This window comes from Cellulomonas xylanilytica, from assembly GCF_007989805.1.
GTDB lineage: Bacteria > Actinomycetota > Actinomycetes > Actinomycetales > Cellulomonadaceae > Cellulomonas > Cellulomonas xylanilytica.
Genome location: NZ_BJUB01000001.1, coordinates 132,655 through 154,333 on the forward strand (window position 1 = coordinate 132,655; position 21,679 = coordinate 154,333).

At 72.0% G+C, this 21,679-nt stretch carries 21 protein-coding genes, 2 tRNA genes and 1 riboswitch; of the genes, 15 read left to right on the forward strand and 8 right to left on the reverse strand.

Annotated features, from left to right (window positions below):
- The first annotated feature begins 15 nt into the window (after positions 1-15).
- The 5 genes from CXY01_RS00550 (at position 16) to CXY01_RS00570 (ending at position 6,539) form a co-directional block, all read left to right on the forward strand.
- Positions 16-2,304 carry a beta-L-arabinofuranosidase domain-containing protein gene (locus tag CXY01_RS00550; protein WP_146925126.1) on the forward strand — a complete coding sequence of 763 codons (2,289 nt, stop codon included), beginning with the start codon at positions 16-18 and terminating at the stop codon, positions 2,302-2,304.
- 243 nt (positions 2,305-2,547) lie between these two features.
- On the forward strand, positions 2,548-3,927 hold the full coding sequence (locus CXY01_RS00555) for an FGGY-family carbohydrate kinase (RefSeq protein WP_146925127.1): 1,380 nt from the start codon (positions 2,548-2,550) through the stop codon (positions 3,925-3,927).
- 56 nt (positions 3,928-3,983) lie between these two features.
- Positions 3,984-4,886, forward strand: a complete 903-nt coding sequence (locus CXY01_RS00560) for a tagatose-bisphosphate aldolase (protein ID WP_146925128.1) — start codon at positions 3,984-3,986, stop codon at positions 4,884-4,886.
- Positions 4,887-4,905: 19 nt separating this feature from the next.
- The gene (locus CXY01_RS00565) at positions 4,906-5,505 is read left to right on the forward strand and encodes a P-loop nucleotide/nucleoside kinase family protein (RefSeq protein WP_146925129.1); all 600 of its coding nucleotides are present in this window, start codon (positions 4,906-4,908) and stop codon (positions 5,503-5,505) included.
- Positions 5,506-5,540: 35 nt separating this feature from the next.
- Positions 5,541-6,539, forward strand: coding sequence for a LacI family DNA-binding transcriptional regulator (locus CXY01_RS00570; RefSeq protein ID WP_146925130.1), 999 nt, complete (start codon positions 5,541-5,543; stop codon positions 6,537-6,539).
- A gap of 9 nt (positions 6,540-6,548) precedes the next feature.
- Here CXY01_RS00570 and CXY01_RS00575 read toward each other — a convergent pair whose 3' ends face one another.
- The gene (locus CXY01_RS00575; protein WP_146925131.1) at positions 6,549-7,535 is read right to left on the reverse strand and encodes a LacI family DNA-binding transcriptional regulator; all 987 of its coding nucleotides are present in this window, start codon (positions 7,533-7,535) and stop codon (positions 6,549-6,551) included.
- 34 nt (positions 7,536-7,569) lie between these two features.
- Entirely contained in the window at positions 7,570-8,298 is a 729-nt protein-coding gene (locus tag CXY01_RS00580) for an SDR family oxidoreductase (RefSeq protein ID WP_146925132.1), read from the reverse strand.
- A gap of 252 nt (positions 8,299-8,550) precedes the next feature.
- On the opposite strand from CXY01_RS00580, the gene CXY01_RS00585 reads away from it, so the two are divergent.
- The 6 genes from CXY01_RS00585 to CXY01_RS00610 all read left to right on the forward strand — a co-directional run bounded on the left by CXY01_RS00585 (position 8,551) and on the right by CXY01_RS00610 (position 14,219).
- Positions 8,551-9,252, forward strand: coding sequence for a nucleoside/nucleotide kinase family protein (locus tag CXY01_RS00585; RefSeq protein ID WP_146925133.1), 702 nt, complete (start codon positions 8,551-8,553; stop codon positions 9,250-9,252).
- Between the two features lie 2 nt (positions 9,253-9,254).
- On the forward strand, positions 9,255-10,022 hold the full coding sequence (locus tag CXY01_RS00590; protein WP_146925134.1) for an ATP-binding cassette domain-containing protein: 768 nt from the start codon (positions 9,255-9,257) through the stop codon (positions 10,020-10,022).
- Positions 10,022-11,194, forward strand: coding sequence for an ABC transporter permease (locus CXY01_RS00595; RefSeq protein WP_222594458.1), 1,173 nt, complete (start codon positions 10,022-10,024; stop codon positions 11,192-11,194). The genes CXY01_RS00590 and CXY01_RS00595 overlap by 1 nt, the downstream gene beginning before the upstream one ends.
- Before the next feature lie 80 nt (positions 11,195-11,274).
- Entirely contained in the window at positions 11,275-12,258 is a 984-nt protein-coding gene (locus CXY01_RS00600; RefSeq protein ID WP_146925135.1) for an ABC transporter substrate-binding protein, read from the forward strand.
- Positions 12,259-12,334: 76 nt separating this feature from the next.
- On the forward strand, positions 12,335-13,798 hold the full coding sequence (locus CXY01_RS00605; RefSeq protein WP_146925136.1) for a mannitol dehydrogenase family protein: 1,464 nt from the start codon (positions 12,335-12,337) through the stop codon (positions 13,796-13,798).
- A gap of 22 nt (positions 13,799-13,820) precedes the next feature.
- Positions 13,821-14,219, forward strand: a complete 399-nt coding sequence (locus tag CXY01_RS00610) for a universal stress protein (RefSeq protein ID WP_146925137.1) — start codon at positions 13,821-13,823, stop codon at positions 14,217-14,219.
- 141 nt (positions 14,220-14,360) lie between these two features.
- Here CXY01_RS00610 and CXY01_RS00615 read toward each other — a convergent pair.
- Positions 14,361-14,436 (reverse strand) — tRNA-Asn (locus CXY01_RS00615).
- 48 nt (positions 14,437-14,484) lie between these two features.
- Entirely contained in the window at positions 14,485-14,997 is a 513-nt protein-coding gene (locus tag CXY01_RS00620; RefSeq protein ID WP_146925138.1) for a hypothetical protein, read from the reverse strand.
- Between the two features lie 71 nt (positions 14,998-15,068).
- Between CXY01_RS00620 and CXY01_RS00625 the strand changes: the two genes are divergently transcribed.
- The 3 genes from CXY01_RS00625 (at position 15,069) to CXY01_RS00635 (ending at position 16,402) form a co-directional block, all read left to right on the forward strand.
- A tRNA-Ile gene (locus CXY01_RS00625) sits at positions 15,069-15,145 on the forward strand.
- Positions 15,146-15,228: 83 nt separating this feature from the next.
- On the forward strand, positions 15,229-16,017 hold the full coding sequence (locus CXY01_RS00630) for a DUF1206 domain-containing protein (protein ID WP_186813243.1): 789 nt from the start codon (positions 15,229-15,231) through the stop codon (positions 16,015-16,017).
- Positions 16,018-16,092: 75 nt separating this feature from the next.
- Positions 16,093-16,167, forward strand: a riboswitch (cyclic di-GMP riboswitch).
- Between the two features lie 16 nt (positions 16,168-16,183).
- The gene (locus CXY01_RS00635) at positions 16,184-16,402 is read left to right on the forward strand and encodes a BldC family transcriptional regulator (RefSeq protein ID WP_056026668.1); all 219 of its coding nucleotides are present in this window, start codon (positions 16,184-16,186) and stop codon (positions 16,400-16,402) included.
- A gap of 65 nt (positions 16,403-16,467) precedes the next feature.
- Here the strand turns inward: CXY01_RS00635 and CXY01_RS00640 are convergent, their stop codons facing one another.
- The 4 genes from CXY01_RS00640 to CXY01_RS00655 are packed head-to-tail and all read right to left on the reverse strand — an operon-like array spanning position 16,468 to position 20,973.
- On the reverse strand, positions 16,468-17,712 hold the full coding sequence (locus CXY01_RS00640) for an arginine deiminase (protein ID WP_146925140.1): 1,245 nt from the start codon (positions 17,710-17,712) through the stop codon (positions 16,468-16,470).
- 19 nt (positions 17,713-17,731) lie between these two features.
- Complete coding sequence (locus tag CXY01_RS00645; RefSeq protein ID WP_146925141.1) at positions 17,732-18,274, reverse strand: TetR/AcrR family transcriptional regulator; 543 nt, start codon at positions 18,272-18,274, stop codon at positions 17,732-17,734.
- A gap of 13 nt (positions 18,275-18,287) precedes the next feature.
- The gene (locus CXY01_RS00650) at positions 18,288-20,288 is read right to left on the reverse strand and encodes a YhgE/Pip domain-containing protein (RefSeq protein ID WP_146925142.1); all 2,001 of its coding nucleotides are present in this window, start codon (positions 20,286-20,288) and stop codon (positions 18,288-18,290) included.
- A 10-nt stretch (positions 20,289-20,298) separates the two neighbouring features.
- On the reverse strand, positions 20,299-20,973 hold the full coding sequence (locus CXY01_RS00655) for an AAA family ATPase (RefSeq protein WP_146925143.1): 675 nt from the start codon (positions 20,971-20,973) through the stop codon (positions 20,299-20,301).
- A 160-nt stretch (positions 20,974-21,133) separates the two neighbouring features.
- On the opposite strand from CXY01_RS00655, the gene def reads away from it, so the two are divergent.
- Entirely contained in the window at positions 21,134-21,622 is a 489-nt protein-coding gene (gene def, locus CXY01_RS00660) for a peptide deformylase (RefSeq protein ID WP_146925144.1), read from the forward strand.
- Positions 21,623-21,679 lie beyond the last annotated feature (57 nt).

The window sequence follows — 21,679 nt, forward strand, 5'->3', positions numbered from 1 at the left end:
CGGCCCGGCGGCCCGATGATCGCCTTCCCGCTCGCCCACGTCCGCCTGCTGGACGGTCCGTTCAAGGACGCCCAGGACGCCGACGTCCGGTACGTGCTCGCACTCGACCCCGACCGGCTGTGCGCCCCGTACCTGCGGGAGGCCGGTCTGGAGCCCGCTGCTCCCGGCTACGGCAACTGGGAGGGCGACGGGATGGGCGGCCACATCGGCGGCCACTACCTGTCGGCCTGCGCGCAGCTGTGGGCGGCGACCGGGGACGACCGGCTGCGCGACCGTGTCGAGCACGTCCTGGACGTCCTCGAGCGCTGCCAGCAGGCCGTCGGCACCGGGTACCTCGGCGGCGTGCCCGGGGGAGCGGCGCTGGGCGAGGAGCTCGCCGCGGGCGTCGTCGACGCCGACACGTTCAGCCTCAACGGTCGGTGGGTCCCGCTGTACAACCTGCACAAGACGGTCGCCGGTCTGCTCGACGCCGCCACCGTCGGCACCTCCGAGCGGGCCCTGAAGATGGCGATGTCGTGGGGCGACTGGTGGCTGTCGGTCAGCCGGGGGATGCAGGACGAGACGTTCGAGCAGATGCTGCACACCGAGTTCGGGGGGATGGCGGACGCGTTCGCGCAGCTGGCGGAGGTCACGGGTCGCCCGGAGTACCTCGCCGAGGCGCAGCGGTTCGCGCACCGCGAGGTGCTCGACCCCCTCGCCGAGGCGCGCGACGTCCTCGACGGCCTGCACGCCAACACCCAGATCGCCAAGGTCGTGGGCTACGCGCGGCTCGCGGGCCTCACCGACGACGGTCGGTACCGTGACGCGGCCGAGTTCTTCTGGCGCACGGTGACGTCGCGCCGGACCGTCGCCATCGGCGGCAACAGCGTGCGTGAGCACTTCCACGCTCCCGATGACTTCAGCACGATGCTGTCCGAGCGTCAGGGCCCGGAGACGTGCAACACCTACAACATGCTCAAGCTCACCGCGCTGCTGCACCTGGCGTCGGGCGACGCGGCCTACCTCGACTTCTACGAACGGGCGACGCTCAACCACGTGCTGTCGTCCCAGCACCCGACGCGCGGTGGGTTCGTGTACTTCACGCCCCTGCGGCCCGCGCACTACCGCGTGTACTCCCAGCCGCAGACGTCGATGTGGTGCTGCGTGGGTTCCGGCATGGAGAACCACGCCCGCTACGGCAGCCTCGTCTTCGCCCGGTCCGACGACGACCTGGTGGTGAACCTCTACCTGGCGGCGTCGCTCGACTGGGCCGACCGGGGCCTGACGGCGCGGCTCGACGCCGACCTCCTCTCCTCGGACACCGCCGTCCTGCACCTCGCCGCAGCGTCGCCGGTCGAGCTCGCGCTCCGGCTCCGGCGGCCGACATGGGCGGCCGACGTGCGTGTCGAGGTCGACGGTGAGCCGGTCGACGCGGAGCAGGCCGGGGGCTACCTCGTCCTGCGGCGCACCTGGTCGGGCACGCACGAGGTGACGGTCCGCTTCTCGACCGCGCTCGCGGCCGACCCGCTGCCGGACGGCTCCCCGTGGGCCGCCCTGCGCTGGGGACCCGTCGTGCTGGCCGCACCGGCCGGGACCGATCGTCTCGACGGGCTCCTCGCCGACGAGCAGCGCATGGGCCACGTCGCGGCGGGGCCCACGCGGCGCCTCGCGACGACACCGGTCGTGGCCGCGACGGATGTGCTCGACGCCGCCGTGCTGGTCAGGCGCGACCCGCTGGAGGTCGACCTCACCGTCTGGCCGGAGGGCGCCGACACGGCGGTCCCCGTCCGGCTCGTGCCGTTCAGCACGATCCATGACGCGCGGTACACGCTGTACTGGCCGGTCGGCCACGACGTGGTCGCGCGCCGCGCGCAGCTCGCCGCCCAGGACCGGGCGGAGTCGTCGGACGTCGTGGTCGTCGACGAGGTGGTCGCCGGGGAGCAGCAGCCCGAGTCCGACCACGCGTTCGCCGGCGAGCACACCCGTGCGCACACCGCCGACGGCACCCACACCCGGAGCGCCACGGGATGGTTCTCCTACACCCTGCACGACCCCGACGGGTCGGCTGCCGTGCTGGAGACGACGTGGCTCGAGCCCGACGCCGCAGACCCGCGTGCCCAGGAGCTCCGGGTCGGCGGCGCGGCCCTCGGGCCACCGACCCGCACCTGGGTGGCCGACGGCGTCGTCCACGAGAGCTACGAGCTGACAGAGGTGCTGCCGGGCTCTCGCGACGACCGGCGCCTGACCGTGTCCGTCCACGCGCGGGACGGCGTGCCCACGATGCACCTGGTCCGGCTGCGGCTGGTCGCGCCGACCGCACCCTGAGGGCCGGCCGCGCCCGCGGCGACGCCCGTCGTCGCCGGAGCTCCTCTCGCGCTCACCACGGCCACCCACGGCCCGAGATTGACAGGGAGTCGCCGCAGACCGCACTATCTACCTCAGATGTGACACCGGTGTCAGACACCGGTGTCACATAAGGCGGAGAGTACGGCCGGTCCTTCTCGGGTCCGCGGTCGACCTGCGCGCACGACGAGCAGACGCCCCGCAGGAGGAAGCAGTGCGAGAGCAGTGAGCCGACGACACGTGGCCGGGCTCGACCTCGGCAGCACCGGGATCAAGGTCCTGATCGCGGACGAGCTCGGGACCGAGGTGCTGGTCCGGCAGCAGCCGACGCCGTGGCGCGCTGGGCCGGGCGGGACGACGGAGCTCGATGCGGACGCCCTCGTCGGGACCGTCCGGGTTCTCCTGTCCACGGCAGCCCGCGACCTGCGCGCGGCCATCGACGACCCCGTGGCGACGATCGAGGTGCTCGCCGTGTCGGGCATGGGGGAGACCGGGTTCCTGGTCGACCGGGACGGTCGGGCGGTCGGGCCCGGGATCGCGTGGTTCGACCCCCGGGGCCGAGCGGAGATCGAGACGCTCCCGGAGCACGTGCTCGACGAGTTCGCTGGGCGCACCGGGCTTCCGGCCGGCGCCCAGGTCTCGGTCGCCAAGCTGATCTACCTCCGGGACGCGGGGGTCGACCTGCGCACCGTGCGGTGGTTCAACCTCCCGGAGTTCCTCGCGATGACGATGGGCGCCGAGGCGGTGAGCGAGTACTCCCTCGCCTCGCGGACCGGTCTCCTGGACCAGGACTCGGGGAAACCGTGGCTGGAGCTGATCGAGCACCTGGGCGCGTCCGAGAGCCTGCTGCCGCCGCTCGTGCACGCGGGAACGCCGCTCGGTGCGGCGAACGCGAGCTGGGTACCGGACGGCTTCCTCGGCGCCCAGGTCACGGTCGCCGGTCACGACCACCTCGTCTCCGCGGTGTCCGGCGGTGTCATCTCCCACGACCGCTACCACGTGTCCATGGGGACCGCCGAGGTGCTCCTGCGGGTCATCGACGAGCCGCTGTCGTTCGACGACCGCGCGGAGCTCGCCCGGTACCTGATCAACTCGGTCCGGCACGTCATCCCGGGCAAGTCGGTGATCGTCGCCGGGGTGAAGAGCGGCCTGCTGATGCGCCGCGCCCTGCAGCTGTCCGGGATCACGGATCGCGCGGGTCGGGACAGGCTGGACGACGACGCCTGCGCGCTGCCGCTCGAGGGCGCGCTCGACCCGGGCAGCGTCGAGGTCCGTGGCGCCCGCAACGACGACGGGGTGCTCTTCCTGACGGTCCGCGGGGACGGCGTCAGCCCCGCCGAGCTGTTCAACGCCGTGCTGCGGCACAGCAACGACGAGATCCGGCTGCTCATCGACGTCATGGACAGGGTGATCGCACCCGCGCGCTCCAGCCTGCTCACCGGCGGCTGGGCGGGCATGACCAGCGTCCGACGTGCGCGTGCAGCCGTGCTTCCCGGGCTCGTCGTCTCCGGCCGGGACCAGGACACCGCATACGGGGCGGCCCTCTTCGCCCTGGGCCTGCTCGAGTCCGACCTCCCCGCTGCCGTCAGCCGGGGCTCGGCCTGACGTCCCCACAGTCCGCGAGCACCCGCTCGGAACCGATAGTGAATCTGGAGAGTCCCATGAACGAGCTCACCACCCTCGAGCGTCGCGGCATGGCTGCGATCTCGACCCCCGCCGGCCACATGCTCATCGTGGCGGCCGACCAGCGCAACGGGATGAAGGCCGTGATGACGGATGCGCCCGACGGCCCGGGCTCGGTGACGCTGACGCAGCTCGCCGGTGCGAAGGCCGACCTGGTGGAGTACCTCGGCAACGAGGCACCCGCGATCCTGCTCGACCCGGAGGTGGCGCTGCCCGCGATCGTCGACGACGGCACCCTCGCCCGGGGGACCGCGCTCGTGGTCGGCATGGACGCGTCCGGGTTCGACACGGTCGACGGGCTGCGGTTCACGCACGTCGTCGACGGCGTCACCGCGCGGACCGTCCGAGAGCTGGGCGGCGACGTCGCGAAGATGCTCTGGTACATGCGCCCGGACGAGCAGGACGCCGCCTCGCGCGTGGGAGACGAGATCCGTGAGCTGGTGAAGTCCTGCGAGGCCGAGGGCCTGCTGCTCATCGTCGAGATCCTCACCTACCGTCTCGAGGACGAGAGTGAGGCCGACTACCAGGCGATCTTCCCGCAGCTCGTCGCGGATGCTGCGCGCATCTCGGTCGAGTGCGGCGCCAAGGTCCTCAAGCTCCCGTACCCGGGCTCGGCCGAGGCATGCGCGGCCGTGACGGCGGCCGCGGACGGCGTGCCGTGGGCTGTGCTGTCCGCGGGCGTCAACCACGAGACGTTCATCAAGCAGGTGGAGATCGCCGTCGCGAACGGTGCCCGTGGCGCGATGGCCGGCCGGTCGCTCTGGAAGGACAGCCTCGCGGTCTCGCACGAGACCCGGCACGACCTGCTCACGACGCGGGCGCTGCCCCGTCTGCGGGAGCTGGCCGCGGTCGTCGACGGGGCGCCGGCCGGCGCGCGATGAGCTCGCCCCGGACAGCGCCGTGAGCGAGCGGGACGGGCACCCGCAGGCGGTCGTCGTCACGGGGCCTCCGGGGTCGGGCAAGAGCACCCTGGCGGCCCTGCTGGCGCGGGGCCTGGGCGCCGCGCTGCTCGACCTGGACACCGCGACGGCCGACCTCACCGCCGTCGTCGTCGGCCTGCTGGGGGTCGAGGACCTCGACGACCCGGTGCTGGCACGCACCACCCGCGCCGCGCGCTACGCGGCGATCGCCGCGGTGGCCGAGGAGAACCTGCGGCTCGGCCTGGGTGTCGTGCTGGTCGCGCCGTTCACGGCCGAGCGCCGCGACCCGTCGGCATGGGCGGCCCTGGCGGCTCGGCTCGAGGCTGCGGGTGGGAGGCCCTCGCTCGTCTGGCTCGACATCGAGCCCGCGGCCGTCGAGGAGCGGCTCCGGCGGCGCGCTGCCGCGCGGGACGTCCCCAGGCTCGCCCGCGAGAGCGGTGTGTCCGGTCTGGACCTCACGGCGCCGCGGGTGCCGCACATCCGGGCCGACGCCTCCCAGGCACCCGAGGCGCTGGCCACCGCGGTCCTCGAGCGCGTGCTCGGCGGGTCCGTCCGTGAGGATGTGCCATCGGTGTCATAGATTCTCCGCAGACTCGACGTCGGACGGAGAAGACCATGGCCACCATGCGTGATGTCGCCGCGCACGCCGGCGTGAGCCCCAAGACTGTCTCCCGTGTCCTCCGGAACGAGGGATACGTCCGGGCCGAGGTTCGCGAGCGTGTCCAGGCGTCCGTCCGGGAGCTGGACTACGTCCCGAACGTCCTCGCCGTGAGCTTTCGCGCCGGACGCGAGTCCGCGATCGGGGTCGCGGTGCCGGACATCGCCGACCCGTTCTTCGCGCAGGTCATCCACGCGGTGGAGGCGGTCGCCAAGGCCCGGCACACCGGGGTGATCGTGACCAGCCTCGGCAACGACGCCGGCCACGAGCAGGAGGCCGTCGAGAACCTGCTGAAGCGGCAGATCGCCGGTCTGATCTCGTGCCCCATCGGACCCGACCAGTCCTACCTGCGGCCGTGGCAGGCGAGGACGGCCATGGTGTTCGTCGACCGGGCACCGGGCAAGCTCGTCGCGGACTCGGTGATCGAGGACGACGAGGGCGGTGGCCGGGACGCGACGGCTCACCTGCTGGCCAACGGGCACCGCCGGATCGCCTTCGTCGGGGACGCCTACCGGTTCCGCACCACCTCGCTGCGGCTGGAGGGCTACCGCGGGGCGCTGACGGAGGCCGGGGTCCGTCCCGACGACGAGCTGGTGTACCTGGGCGACACCGACGGCGCCGACTTCGACGCCGCGCTGCAGGGGTGGCGACGGCTGGTGAGCCCCCCCACGGCGATCTTCTCGTCGAACGCGCGGTGCAGCCTGGACGTGGTCCCCGCCCTGCAGCGGGTGGGCTGGACCGACGTCGGGCTGGTGAGCTTCGGCGACTTCCCGATGGCCGGGTCGCTGACGCCGCCCGTCACGGTCGTCGACCAGGACCCCGCCGCGGTGGGGCGGTTCGCGGCCGAGCGGCTGTTCCAGCGGATCGACACCCCCGATCGGCGCCTCCGCCGGAAGACCGTCCTGCCGGTCCGGCTGGTCGACCGCAGCCCCACCGCGACGCCCGTCACGGCCTGATCGCCGGAGTCATCCGCCCGGCAAGCAGGACGCGCGTTCGACGAGCTGGACCGGGAGAACGGTGTGGCGTCGGTACCGGCGCTGGGGGTGCGCCATGCGGTCGAGGATCCGCTGCGCGGCGAGCGTGCCCAGCGCGGTCGGGTCCTGGTCGATCACGGTCACGGACGGCTCGAGCATGTCCGCCATCGGGAAGTCGCCGAACCCTGCGACGGCCAGCTGCCTGTGGGCGCGCAGGACCGGCACCAGGCTCATCGTCACCCGCGCGTTCGACGCGAAGATCGCGGTGGGTGGCTGGTCGAGACGCTCCAGGGCGGAGAAGGCGGCAGCGGCGGACGCGCGGTCCAGGGCGCCGAGCACGACGAGCGACTCGTCGTACTCGATGCCTGCATCCAGGAGGGCGGCGCGGTATCCCACGAGCCGGCCACGGCTCGTGGGGATCGCGGTGCTGTCCCCGAGGAAGCCGATCCGGACGTGGCCGTGCTCGACGAGGTGCCGGGTCGCCGCGCGGGCGCCGGCGTGGTCGTCCTCCGTGAACGAGTCGGCCACGATGCCGGCAGCCCGACGGTCCACGAACACGAGCTGGGTGCGTGCCGCCCACACGTCCAGGTAGGACTGGTCGGCCGCGATCGGTGCGATGACCAGCCCGCTGAGCGACTGGCGCAGGAGGGACTGGACGATCGCCGGCTCACGCATCGGGTCCTCGCCGAGGCTGGTCATCACGACGGACATCCGCTGGACGGCCGCCAGCGACTCGACGGCCTTGGCGAGCGCCCCGAAGAACGGGTCGGCGATGTCCGGGACGGCGACGCCGAGGACCGGCGCCCGACCCGAGCGGAACGTCGTCGCCAGGGTCGTCGGGGTGTAGCTCAGCTCGCGCAGGGCGGTCTCCACGCGCTCCTTCGTCACCGGGCTCACGTGCGGGTCGCGGTTGAAGACCCGCGACACGGTCTTGGCGCTGACCCCGGCACGGCGTGCGACGTCGCGCATCGTCGCCATGGGTCGCGCCCCTTCCGTCAGCCGGACGACCGTGTCATCGGGCGGTGTAGCCACCGTCGATCGGCAGCGAGACGCCCGAGATCATCGAGGCGGAGTCACTGAGCAGGAACGTGATGGGGCCGGCGATGTCGTCCTCGGTCGCCCACCGGCCGAGCGGCATGGCCTCCAGGAACGGGCCCTCGATGTCCTCCCGGCCCCAGTACCAGGCCGACATCGGCGTCATCACCACGGTGGGGTTCACGCTGTTGACCCGGATGTCGTACCGGCCGAGCTCGAGCGCGGAGACCCGGGTGATGTTGTCCACCGCGGCCTTGGACGAGCCGTAGGAAATGTGGCCGGTGAGCGCGACGAGGCTCGCCTGGCTCGACACGTTGACGATGGCGCCGCCCCGGCCGAGGCGGATCATCGACCGTGACGCGTACTTCGTCACCAGCAGGGTGCCGCGTGCGTTGACGGCCATGACCTTGTCGAACACCGCGATGTCGGTGTCCATCGGGGTGGCGATCTCGCCGCCGAACCCGCCACAGTTCACGACGCCCCACAGGTCGGTGCCGTCCAGCGCGTCCCGGACGGAGTCCTCGCTGGTCAGGTCGAACGGGAGGGCTCGGGCGCCGGTCTCGGCGACGAGCGCGTCGAGCGAGTCCTGGGTCCTGCCGCTCGCGATGACGTCCGCGCCGGCTCTCACCAGGTGGCGGACCGTGGTGCCACCGATGCCGCCACCGGCCCCGGTGACCAGGATCGTGCGGCCGCGCAGATCGAACATGGGAGCTCCCTGGAGGTCGGGGGACTTGAGGTGTGCTCGCGGCGATGCGGCCCGGGCTCCTACCTCGACGACGCGGTCAATGTAGCCCAGATTCATCGATGTGTCACCGGTGACATATGGTGATGTGTCACCGGTGACACGGATTTGTTGACACCGGTGTCATACGGGCATAGGTTCCTCGACAACTCGACACCGACGGATCAACGGACGACCGCCGGGAACCCAGTTCCTCCACTGCGAAACGAGTTCTCCATGGTGACCAACGTCGACACCACGAAGCCCGAGATCGCTCTCTCCGACCCCACGCACGACCTGTCGGTCGACGACCTCGTCGAGCGGGCCCGTGCCCTGGCCCGGTCGGGCCGCCGCACGGTCCTCGGCATCACCGGCGCCCCCGGTGCGGGCAAGTCGACCGTCTGCGCGGCTCTCGTGGATGCGCTCGGCGACCAGGTCGCACTCGTGGGCATGGACGGCTTCCACCTCGCCGACGAGGAGCTGGTCCGCCTCGGCCGACGCGAGCGGAAGGGAGCACCCGACACGTTCGACGTCGCCGGCTACGTCGCGCTGCTCCGCCGGCTGCGCCGCCAGACCGAGCCAGTCGTCTACGCACCACGCTTCGACCGCGGTCTCGAGGCCGCGATCGCGGGTGCGGTCCCGGTCCACCTGCACACCCCGCTGGTCATCACGGAGGGCAACTACCTCCTGCTGGACGACCTCGGGTGGCAGGCCGTGCGCCCGTGCCTCGACGAGGCCTGGTTCCTCGACGTGCCCCCGGACGTCCGCAGCGAGAGGTTGGAGGCGCGCCGCCGGTCGTTCGGTGACACGCCGGACGACGCACGGGTCTGGGTAGCGAACGTCGACACCGCCAACGGACTCGTCGTCGAGGCCACGCGCGCCAGGGCCGACCTCGTCGCCCGGCTCACACCAGCACCCACCCCACCGAAGGAGCTCTGACGATGTCGTCGACCATCCCCATTCTCGAGGCCCGGGGCCTGACCCGGAGCTTCGGCGCCGTGCGCGCCCTCGACGGAGCCGACTTCGACGTGCATGCCGGAGAGGTCGTCGCCCTCATCGGGGACAACGGCGCCGGCAAGTCGACCATGGTCAAGGCGCTCTCCGGCAACCTCGCGCTCGACTCCGGCTCCATCCTCTTCGACGGGTCGGAGGTCGACCTCAGCTCGCCCAGCGTGGCGAGCCACATGGGCATCGAGACCGTCTTCCAGGACCTGGCGCTCGCACCCCACCTCACGCCGCCGCAGAACATGTACCTCGGCCGTGAGATTCCGGCGCCCGGGTTTCTGGGCAAGCTCGGCTTCCTGGACAACAAGACCATGCGGGCCAGGTCGAAGGTGGCGTTCGACGAGCTCGGCGCCACGGTGCGCAGCTACAGCAGCCCGGTCGGCAGCATGTCGGGCGGCCAGCGTCAGGCGATCGCCATCGCGAGGGCCGTCGCCTGGGCGAAGGGCGTGGTGTTCCTCGACGAGCCGACCGCAGCGCTGGGCGTCGTCCAGACGAAGAACGTCCTGGAGACGATCCGCCGGGTGCGTGACAAGGGCGTCGGGGTCGTCTTCATCAGCCACTCGATGCCGCACGTGATCGAGGTCTCGGACCGGGTGCAGGTCCTTCGACTGGGACGCCGCGTGGCCACCTTCCAAGCCAAGGACACCTCGGTCGAAGAGCTCGTCGGGGCGATGACCGGCGCACTGGACGCAGGAGCGAAGTGATGAGCAACGACAGCATGCCTGCCAAGAACGCGACCGCCAACGCCGTCGGCGTGGCCGCCGACGCCCCGCCGACCGGCGAGCCTCGCAGCGAGGCCGCGGTCAGTCCGGACGCCGCCCTGATGACCGTGGACTCGGAGCGCGGCATCGGCGGGCTCGCCCGTCGGATCGTCAAGGTGCAGTCGTTCCAGATCCTGCTGGTCCTCCTGGCGATCTTCGTGGTGTTCTCCGTCCTCGCGCCGGACACCTTCCCCACCTGGTCGAACATGCGGCTGGTCATCCAGAACGTGTCGATCCTCGCGGTGCTCGGCATCGGCATGACGTACGTGATCATCACCAGCGGCATCGACCTGTCCATCGGCTCGGTCCTGGTGTTCTCCGGCGTCATCGCCGCGAAGGTCATGCAAGGCATGGGTGGGGACGGCTGGGGGACCGCGATCGCCGGGATCCTGGTGTCCATCGTCTGCGGCGTCCTGTGGGGCGTCTTCAACGGGTTGCTGATCGCCAAGGCGAAGGTTCCTCCGCTGATCGTCACCCTGGGCACGCTCAGCGGTGCGCTCGGGCTCGCCCAGGTGATCACCGGTGGCGTCGACATCCGCGAGGTGCCGGCCGTGCTCGCCAGCAACATCGGCTACGGCAACATCCCGGGCACCACCATCCCGACCATCTCGGTGATCTCGCTGGTGCTGCTCCTGATCTTCGGGGTCGTCCTGCACAAGACGAAGTTCGGCCTGTACACCTACGCGGTCGGATCCAACGAGGAGTCCGCCCGACGGGTCGGCGTCAAGGTCGATCGCCACCTCATCATGATCTACGCGCTGTCGGGCCTGATGGCAGGCATGGCGGGCATCCTGTCCCTCGCCCAGTACTCGACGACAGCCATCGCCGGCCAGTCCACCACCAGCCTGGCTGTCATCGCGGCGGTCGTGATCGGCGGCACGAGCCTGTTCGGCGGCGTCGGGACGATCTTCGGCACGATCGTCGGCCTGTTCATCCCGGCAATCCTCCAGAACGGCTTCGTCATCACCGGCGTGCAGCCCTTCTGGCAGCAGGTCGCCATCGGCGCCGTCCTCATCGTCGCCGTGTACATCGACCAGCGTCGTCGGGCCGCGGCCTCCCGCGCCACGAAGACGGGCAAGCGGTCCCTCACCCACCTGTTCCGACGGTCAGCGTGAGCCGGCGGTCACAGCACCACCCGTCACCCAGCGCGACGGCGCCAACGACGCACGACTCGACACCCCGAAGGAAGCAGACCATGAAGCCCATCACCAGGATTATCCCGCTCGTCGCCGCGAGCGCGCTCGCGCTCACCGCCTGCAGCGGCGGGGACGGCGACGCAGGCTCCGACGCGAGCGCGAGCGGCGGCACCCAGAAGCTCACGTTCATCCAGGGCGTCGCCGGTGACGAGTTCTACGTCACGATGCAGTGCGGCATCGAGGCCGAGGCCGAGAAGGTCGGTGCCGAGGTCAACACGCAGGGTCCGGCCAAGTTCGACCCGACCCTGCAGAAGCCGATCGTGGACTCGGTCGTGGCCAGCGGTCCCGACGCGATCCTGATCGCCCCGACGGACGTCTCCGCGATGCAGGCGCCGCTGAAGGCCGCCGCCGACCAGGACATCCAGGTCGTCCTCGTCGACACCACGGTCGACGACCCGTCGTTCGCGGCGTCGCAGATCTCCTCCGACAACGAGGGCGGCGGCGCGGCGGCGTTCACGGCCATCCAGGACGCGAACCCGGACGGCGGCAAGATCCTCGTCATGTCGACCGACCCCGGCATCTCGACCGTCGACGCCCGCGTCAAGGGCTTCGAGACCGCCGCGGCGGAGGACTCCACCTTCGAGTACCTGGGCGTGCAGTACAGCCACAACGACACCGCCACGGCCGCCCAGCTGATCACCGCCGCCCTCGCCAAGGACCCCGACATCGTCGGTGTGTTCGCGACGAACACGTTCTCGGCGGCCGGCACCGCGACCGGAGTCCGGCAGGCCGACAAGCAGGACCAGGTCACGGTCGTCGGGTTCGACGCGGGTCCGGACCAGGTCGGCCAGCTCAAGGACGGGACGGTCCAGGCGCTCATCGCCCAGGACCCGTACCAGATCGGCGTCGACGGCGTCGACCAGGCCATGGCCGCGCTGACCGGTGGTGAGGTCACCCCGACGATCCAGACCGGCTTCCACATCATCACCGCGGAGAACGTGGACGGCGAGGGCGCTGAGTACCTCTACAAGTCCAGCTGCTGAGCCTCGCACGCGGCTTCCCCTGCGCCCCTCCACGAAGGGGAGGCCGCGTGCCCACCTCGTTCCGAAGGACGCCGTCATGACGACTCACCTCGACGCAGGTGCCCTCGACCACCTCGGTCCCCACGTCGCCGTACCCGGCTACGACCGCGACCAGGTCGGTTGCGGGATCGTGCACCTCGGAGTCGGCGCGTTCCACCGCTCTCACCAGGCGATGTACGTCGACCGGCTGCTGCACGACGGGGCGTCGGAGTGGGGGATCTGCGGGGTCGGCGTGCTGCCGGCCGACCGGACCATCGCCGACGTCCTCCACGAGCAGGACGGGCTGTACACGCTGCTCACCGTCGACCCGGACGGCCGCACGGCGGCCCGGGTGATCGGCTCGCACGTCGCGCACCTGCACGCCCCGGCCGACCCGAAGGCGGTCGTCGACCGACTGGCCGACCCCGCGACGCGCATCGTCTCGCTCACCATCACCGAGGGCGGCTACGGCGTCAACGACGCGACGGGGGAGTTCGAGCCGCACGACCCGGCGACGCTCACCGACCTGGCCGGCTCCGCACCGCCCTCCAGCGTGCTCGGCCTCGTGGTCGCCGCGCTCGCGGTCCGCAGATCCGCCGGGACCGCACCGTTCACGGTGATGTCCTGCGACAACATCCAGGGCAACGGGCACGTCGCCCGGACCGCGGTCACGGCGTTCGCGCGTGCTCTCGACCCCGGGCTGGCCGAGTGGATCGGCGAGCACGTCGCGTTCCCGAGCTCCATGGTGGACCGGATCACGCCCGCCACGACGCCGGAGGTGGTCGCCGCGGTGGCCGCGCTCGGCGTCGAGGACCGCTGGCCGGTCCGCGCCGAGTCGTTCACCCAGTGGGTCCTCGAGGACCGGTTCAGCGCCGGCAGGCCCGCCTTCGACTCCGTGGGCGTGCAGGTCGTCGACGACGTGATGCCGTACGAGCTGATGAAGCTGCGCCTGCTGAACGCCTCCCACCAGGCCATGAGCTACCTCGGCATCCTCGCCGGCGAGACCTACGTGCACGACGTGTGCCGCGACCCGCTGTTCGTCGGGTTCCTGCTCGGCTACATGCGCCGCGAGGCGATCCCCACCCTGCAGGCCGTGCCCGGCATCGACCTGTCCGAGTACTGCGACCAGCTGATCGCCCGGTTCAGCAGCGAGGCCATCCGCGACACCCTGGCGCGCCAGGTGGTCGACGCCTCGGACCGGATCCCCAAGTTCTTGCTCCCCGTCGTGCGTGCACAGCTCGCCGCGGGTGGCGAGATCGCCCGGTGCGCCCTGGTGCTCGCAGCGTGGTGGGAGTACCTCGAGGGCGCCACGGACGAGGACGGTCCGCCGGTCCAGGACAAGCGGCTCCGCGAGCTCCTTCCGTTCGTCGAGGCCGAGAAGAGCTCACCGGGCGCGTTCCTCACGTACGAGCCCGTGTTCGGGGACCTCGGGTCCGACGTCGTGCTCCGTGACGCCTTCGTCGCGGCACGTGCCACCCTCGCCCGCGACGGCGCACGCGCCGCGACAGCCGCCCTGGCCTGAACCGCTCACAGGAGGAACCGAGATGAACATCGTGGTGGGTCACGTACAGACGCCCGAGGGAGAAGCGGCCCTGGACGCAGCAGTCGCGCAGGCGCGGGTGTCCGACGCCGTGCTGCACGTGATCAGCGGCCCCGACACCGGCGCCGACAACGCCTTCGACATCTCACTGGAGCAGCATGCGGATGCGCTCGGCGCCAGGCTGGACGCGCTGCACGTGCGCAACGTGGTCTACGCCCACGACCCGACCCTCGACCCGGCCGACGAGATCCTCGACCGGGCGCGCACCGCGGGCGCGGAGCTGGTCGTGATCGGGCTGCGCCGACGCAGCCCCGTCGGCAAGCTGTTCCTGGGCAGCACCGCGCAACGGGTGCTGCTCGAGGCGGACGCCCCGGTGCTCGCGGTCAAGCGACACCCGACCTGACGGTGCGGCCGCTGCGGCGCCTCGTCACGAGAGCTGCCCGTGGTCGAGCCGTGAGCCCGACCAGCGAAGTCTGCGCGTGAGCGTCGGGGGCCGCAACAGCACGAAGGCCCCCTGCGAAGGGGGCCCGACCTGCGGTGATACTGGCTCCCTCGACTGGACTCGAACCAGTAACCGTCCGATTAACAGTCGGATGCTCTGCCAATTGAGCTACGAGGGATCGTGCGGGAAGAAACTCTAGCAGCCGTCCGAGGGTGCCCCGGACAGCTCAGCGGGGCAGGCCGACGGCGTCGCGGACCTCGTCCTCGGCCGCGTCCACGACAGCCGCGACGGCCGGGTCGGACAGGTCGATCGTCGCGTCCCCGAGGACCTGCGTGAACATCGTGCCGGCCTCGTCCCGCCGCAGGACGACCCGGGCGCGCTGACCGCGGGGGAGCGTGACGGACACCGCGTGGACCACCGACTGCTGCACCCGCTCGCGGAACGTCTGCGAGAACGCGAACGAGCCGGGCACCTCGGAGAAGGTCAGCCGCTCCGACTCGCCCCAGACCCAGCGCAGCGTCATCGTGCGCGTCGCAGGGTCGAGGGAGCCGTGGTCGACGTCGGACCACGGGTGCCGGACGACGGGACCGTCGGGTGCGAGCAGGTGCAGCGCGCGCCGGGTCGCGACGGCCCGCCGTCCGTCGGACAGCTCGGTGCTGACCAGCACGGTGTCGCCAGGCCTCAGGTCCAGCCGGGTGCGGTCGGTCGGGGGCAGGCGTCGACGGGAGAACAGGGCCACCGCCTCACGGTACCCGCGGGTGCGCGGGCTCCGACGCACGCGTGCGGCCTCGGTAGGGTGTGCGGTGCCTCGGGGCAGTAGCTCAGCCGGTCAGAGCAGCGGACTCATAATCCGTCGGTCGTGGGTTCAAGCCCCACCTGCCCCACCATCTCCCGGGCTCTCCGGTCGCCGGAGCGGCCCTCTCCTGCCACGATCAGCATCGCCGGGGGGCCGAGACGAGGAGATGACGTGGTGACCACGAGCAGCACGGCGAACGCACAACGGTCCTGGGAGCTGGCGGCGCGGGCGGGCTACGCGGTCAGCGGCGTGCTCCACATCCTCATCGGCGTCCTGGCCCTCCGCGTCGCGTTCGGCAGCGGCGGTGAGCAGGCCGACCAGTCGGGGGCGCTCAGCACGATCTCGAGCACGCCGTTCGGCGCGGTGGTCCTGTGGTTCTCCGTCGTCGCGTTCTTCGCGCTCGGGGCGTGGCAGGTGGCCAAGGCGATCCACGGGCGGTTCGGGTCCGGTGACTCCGGGGAGCGCGCCAAGGCCGCCGGGCGCGCGGCCGTCTACATCGCGCTCGCGTTCGCGGCCCTGAGCTTCGCTCGCGGTGGCGGCTCGGACGCGTCGACCCAGACGGCGGACCTGACGGCCAAGCTCATGGCGGCGCCGTTCGGGCGCATCCTGGTCGGCGCGGTGGGCCTGGCGATCATCGGCGTCGGGATCTACCACGTCTACAAGGGCTGGAAGAAGAAGTTCCTGCAGGACCTCCAGCGGCTGCCGTCGGGGACGGCGGGGCCGGCCGTCCGGCGGCTCGGGGTGCTCGGCTACGTCGCCAAGGGGGTGGCTCTCGGCATCGTCGGTGTGCTCTTCGTCACGGCGGCGGTGACGGCCGACCCGTCCAGGTCGACCGGGCTGGACGGTGCCCTGCACACCCTGCGGGACCAGCCGGCGGGAGTCCTTCTGCTGGTCATCGTCGCTCTGGGGTTCGTCGCGTACGGCGTGTACTCGTTCGTGCGCGCCCGTTATGGCCGCATCTAAATCACCCGTTTGCGCGCGAATCGTGCGGCGAAGGTTGTTGCACAGGCGTCCAGATACGGGCATAGTTCTCTTTGTCAGCGACAACGGCAAACCCGCTGCAAGGCGGGGACGCAAAGCCACGGGGCCTACATGGCCAGCCGAGCTACCGAACGACAGGAGATCCATCATGGCTGTTACCACCACGGACGCCCCCCTCTCGCAGGGTGCCCTGCTCACGCCGGGCGAGGTCGCCGTTCTCTTCCGCGTGGACCCCAAGACGGTCACCCGCTGGGCGCAGGCCGGCAAGCTCTCCGCCGTCCGCACCCTCGGCGGCCACCGCCGTTTCCACGAGTCCGAGGTGCGTTCGCTCCTCACCGGCGTTCCCACGCAGCGCGCGGCGGAGTGAATTCACTCTCCACAGCTCTCAAGAAAGCCCCCACGCTCCTGGAGCGCGGGGGCTTTCTGCATTCTTCAGAGGTCGATCGGGTCGCGGCTGATCGGGCAGGTCATGCAGTGACCGCCGCCGCGGCCGCGTCCCAGCTCGGCCCCGCGGATCTCGAGCACCTCGACCCCCGCCGCGCGTAGCAGGGCGTTCGTCGTCGTGTTGCGGTCGTAGGTGAAGACCACGCCCGGCTCGACCGCGACGGCGTTGTTGCCGCTGTCCCACTGCTGGCGCTCGGAGGCGTACGCGTCGCCACCGGTCTCGATGACGCGCAGCCCCGGGAGCCCGAGCGCGGTGGCGACGACGTCGACGAACGGTGCCGTGCCCTCGTCGGTCAGGTGGACGCGGCCGCCGTCCGCCGGCCGGAGGGTGAACGAGTGGATCGCGTCGACGATCTTCGGGTACAGGGTCACCACGTCGCGGTCCGCGAACGTGAAGACGGTGTCCAGGTGCATCGCGGCGCGCAGCCGGGGCATGCCGGCGACGACCACGCGCTCGGCGGCACCCTGCTCGAAGAGCGCCGCAGCCAGCTGGGTGATGCCCTGGCGTGACGTCCGCTCGCTCATGCCTATCAGCACGGTCCCGTTGCCGACGGGCATGACGTCGCCGCCCTCGATCGTCGAGCGTCCCCAGTGCTGCTCGGGGTCGCCCCACCAGACCGTGGAGCCGACGAACGCCGGGTGGAACCGGTAGACGGCCTTCATCAGGAGCGTCTCGTCGTGCCGGGCCGAGAAGTACAGCGGGTTGAGCGTGACGCCCCCGTAGAGCCAGCACGTGGTGTCGCGGGTGTAGAGGGTGTTGGGCAGCGGCGGCATGACGTACTCGCGGGCGTCCGGCGAGTACTCGGCGAGCGCGAAGTGGTCGTCGTCGAACCCGCCGGTGATGTCCACGGTCGCCAGCCCGCCGACGAGGAACTCGGCGAGCTGGCGGGGCTCGAGCCGCTCGAGGAACTCCCGGGTGTCGTCGATCAGCTCCAGACCGACGTCGTTCGGGCGGATCTTGCGGTCGAGCAGCCAGTCGCGTGCACCGGGCACCGCCATGGTCTCGGCCAGCACGTCGTGCAGCTCCAGCACCTCCACGTCGCGCGCCCGCAGCTCCGCGACGAACGCGCGATGGTCCGCGATCGCGTTCTCCACCCAGAGCACGTCGTCGAAGAGCAGGTCGGACGCGTTCGTGGGGGTGAGCCGCCGGTGCGCGAGCCCGGGCTCGCAGACCAGCACCCGGCGGAGCCGTCCCACCTCGGAGTGCACGCCGTTCGGTGGGTCCGTGGGCATCTCGGCGCTCCGGTCGTCGTCAGTGCACGGTGGCGAGCACGGCTGCCCGCACGTCGTCCAGGGTGCGCTCGGGTTGGAACACCAGCCACTCGAGGCCTGCCAGGAGGGTGGCCCCGAACAGCGCGGCGGCGGTCAGGGACGGGTCGCGGTCGGGCCAGGCCTCGGCGACGACGGCCGCGAACGCACCCATCGACTCGTCGCGCACCAGGCGGATGGAGTCCTGCCAGCTGCGGCCGGTCCGGAACGTCTCGGCGATCATCAGCTTGGCGAAGTCGGGGTGGGCCCGGATCTGGCCGAGCAGCTCGGTGACGAGCGCCTCCAGCGCAGCGTGGCCGTGCAGGCCGTCGGAGGCGGTGCGCAGCGCGACGGTGAGGCGCGCGACGCCCTCGGTGATGATCGCCTCGAACAGCCCCGACTTCGAGCCGAAGTTGTAGAACACGCTGCCCTTGGCCACCCCGGCGGCCGACGCGATGTCGTCGACGGACGTCGCGGTGAACCCGCGGTCCGCGACGAGGGAGAGCGCGGCCTCGACGATCTGGTCCCGGGTGGCCGTCGCACGCATGCCGGCCAGCCTCTCAGATGCTCAGGGCGGGGTGCAGACGCGCCACGGTCCACGTCCGCAGGCGCCCCGCCTTCCACGCGGTCACCGCGAGCGACGCGAACGCCACCGCGACCAGGTAGACCACGGCGGTCCACAGCCGTGCGTCGGGCGCCCCCGTGATCAGGCTGCGCAGCCCGCCGACGGCGTACGTCATGGGCAGGACGTGGTGGATCGCCTGGAAGAACGCGGGCGTGGTCTCCACCGGATAGGTGCCGCTCGCGGAGGTGATCTGCAGCATCAGCAGCGCGATCGTCGCCACCTTGCCGGCGGCCGACCCGAGGACGGACAGGAGCATCTGCTGCAGCGCGAGGAAGCACGCGGCGACGAGGAGCAGGAACGCCACGGTCCCGACCGGGTGCCCGATGTGCAGGCCCAGCCCGAGCCCGACGACGCCGAGGAGCAGCACGACCTGGCCCGCGCCGATGACCAGCGACGGCAGGTACCCGGCGAGCGCGACCCGCCACCCGGACGCGGGCGTCGCGAGCGCGCGGGTGGGCAGGGGGCGCAGGAGCAGCCACGTGATGAGCCCGCCGACGAACAGCGCGAGCGGGATGAACAGGGGGGCGAACCCCTCACCGAGGCTGGCTGCCGGTGCGACGTCCTCGTCGTCGATCGCCACCGGGGTGGACAGGGCACCGGCACGCGCCGTGCGCTGCGCCGCGCTGTCGTCGGGGATCTGCGTCGCACCGTCGCTCAGCCCGTCGGCCAGCTGCTGGGCGCCGTCCCCGAGCCGGCCGGTCCCGTCGGCCACCTGGGTGGCCCCGTCGGCGAGCGTCACGGTCCCGGAGGCGAGCGCCGCCGACCCCGTGGCCAGGGTGTCGGCGCCCGCAGCTGCCTGCCGGGCGCCCGAGGCGAGGTCGGAGGCCCCGGACGCGACGGAGACCGACGAGTCGGCGAGCGTGCCGAGCCCGGTGCTGAGCGTCTGCGCACCGGCGGCGGCCTGCGCCGCACCGGAGTCCAGGGCGTGGAGCTGCTCGGTCATCGCGGACAGGGTCGCCGCGTCGGGGAGGTCTGCTCCGGCGAGGCCCGCCAGGAGAGCCGCGGCGTCCGGGTCGCCCGCCGCCGCGCGTGCGCTGAGGTACGCGCTCACCTGCGTCAGCCCGTCGGTGAGCGCGGGGAGCCGGCCGGTCAGGGCGTCCACCTGCTGGGTGGCGGCGTGCACCCCGTCGGCGACGGACTGCGCGCCGGACGCCAGCGGGCCGCTCGCGTCGGCCGCGCTGCGTGCGCCGGCGGACAGCTGCGTGGCGCCCGAGGACAGCCGGTCCGCACCCGCGGCCACGTCTCGCACACCACCGTCGAGGGTCGAGGCGCCGGCGGCGAGGCGGGCCGCGCCGTCCTCGGCGTCGATCGCGCCGTCGGCCACCCGCTGCGCGCCCTCGCCCAGCTGCTGCGACGCGTCATGCAGGGACACGGCGCCGTCGGCCGCCTGCACCATGCCGTCACGCGCCGACCCCAGCCCGACCAGCACCTGGTCCACGGCCTGCTCCCCGGCGGTCGCCGCGACACCGTCACGCACGTGGTCCATCGCCGAGCGGCCGAGGGTGGTGCCGATGAAGGACGTGGCGTCGTTGTAGGTCACGTCGATCTGCGCGGCGGTCGGTGTCTCGCCGCCGGCCGACACGAGGTCGGCCGAGAAGTCGGCGGGGATGGTCACCGCGAAGTAGTAGTCGCCGTCGCGCACCCCGGCGGCTGCGTCGGTGGCATCGGTGACCACCCAGTCGAGCGCGGCGCCGTCGACCAGCTCGTCGGTCAGGTCCTGGCCCGCGGTGACCCGGGCGCCGTCGCGGTCGGCGCCCGCGTCGGCGTTCACCAACGCGACGGGCATCGCGTCGAGGTGTCCTGTCGGGTCCCAGAACGCCCAGAGGTAGAGGGCGCCGTACAGGAGCGGGACCAGCAGCATCGCCGCGACGGCGAGCCGGGGGAGCCGACCGCGGCCGAACCGGCGCAGCTCGGTACCGGAGGTGAGCGAGAGCATGGCGGGTCCTTCAGGGCGTGGGGGTGGAGACGGGCAGGACGGTCCAGCGGGCGCCGACGGCCTCGTCGGGGTCGGCGCAGGACGCGACGACCGTGACGCCCGTGCGGGCGAGCGCGTCGAGCCGGTCCCAGACCAGGTGGCGGCGCGTCCGGTCGTGCACCTGGTCCACGTCGTCGACGACGAGCAGCCGGGGCCCCTGGGCCATGGCGAGGGCGATCCGGAGCAGGAGCACGTCGACCTCGTCGAGGTGCCAGACGACCGTCTGGACGTCAGGGACGGGCAGGTCGCCGAACACCGGGGCCAGCACGCGGTCGACGGTCGCCTGGTCGGCGCGGGGAGCGCGCCGGTACCAGGGCGCGAGCCAGGCGAGCCGTTCGCGCACGTGCGCACCGACGGTCACCGAGTCGTCCAGGTCGTCGATGCCCGCGAAGCCCGCGAGGGCCGCCTCGCGCTGCACGAGGGCGCGGTGCGTCGGCAGCCGGTGGCCCAGCACGACGAGGTCGGACGACGGGTCCGGTGCCATGCGGCCCGCCAGGGCGAGCAGCAGGCTGGTGCGCCCGGCGCCCTGTGGCCCCCGGACCAGCGTGAGGGTGCCGGCCTCGATCTCGAGGTCGAGCGGTCCGAAGACAGGCCCTCGGTCACCGTGCAGCTGCAGGGCGAGGGCGGTCACAGCGGGCACGGGCATGACGACTCCTTAGACTGACCAGTCAGTACAAAAGACTACGCCGGCCGACGCCCTTCGATCCGCCCGGACCATGTCGTCCTGCTCACACTCGGCCCCCGTGACGCCGTGCGGAGACCCGACCCCGCCTCGTCGACCGGCGTGCCGTGCGAGGATCGTCCGCATGGCCATGCGAGAGATCCGGACCGTCGGAGACCCCGTCCTGCGCACCCCCTGCGACCCGATCACGACGATCGACGACCGCGTGCGCGGTCTCGTCGACGACCTGCTGGAGACCGTCGACACCGAGGGCCGCGCCGGCCTGGCGGCGAACCAGATCGGCGTGAGCCTGCGGGCGTTCTCGTGGAACATCGACGACGAGGTCGGCTACGTCCTCAACCCCACGATCGTCGAGCTGTCCGAGGACGAGTACCAGGACGGTGACGAGGGCTGCCTGTCGGTCCCCGGCCTGTGGTACCCGACGCACCGCGCCTGGTACGCCCGCGTCGTCGGCACCGACCTGGACGGCAACGAGGTCGTCGTCGAGGGGACGGAGCTCATGGCGCGCTGCCTGCAGCACGAGGTGGACCACCTCGACGGCATGCTCTACCTCGACCGTCTCGAGCGGTCGGTGCGGAAGAAGGCCATGCGCGCCATCCGCGACACGCTGTAGGTCGCTGGCGCATCACCAGATCGTCCGGCATGCTGTCCCCAGCACGCCGCGAAGCTG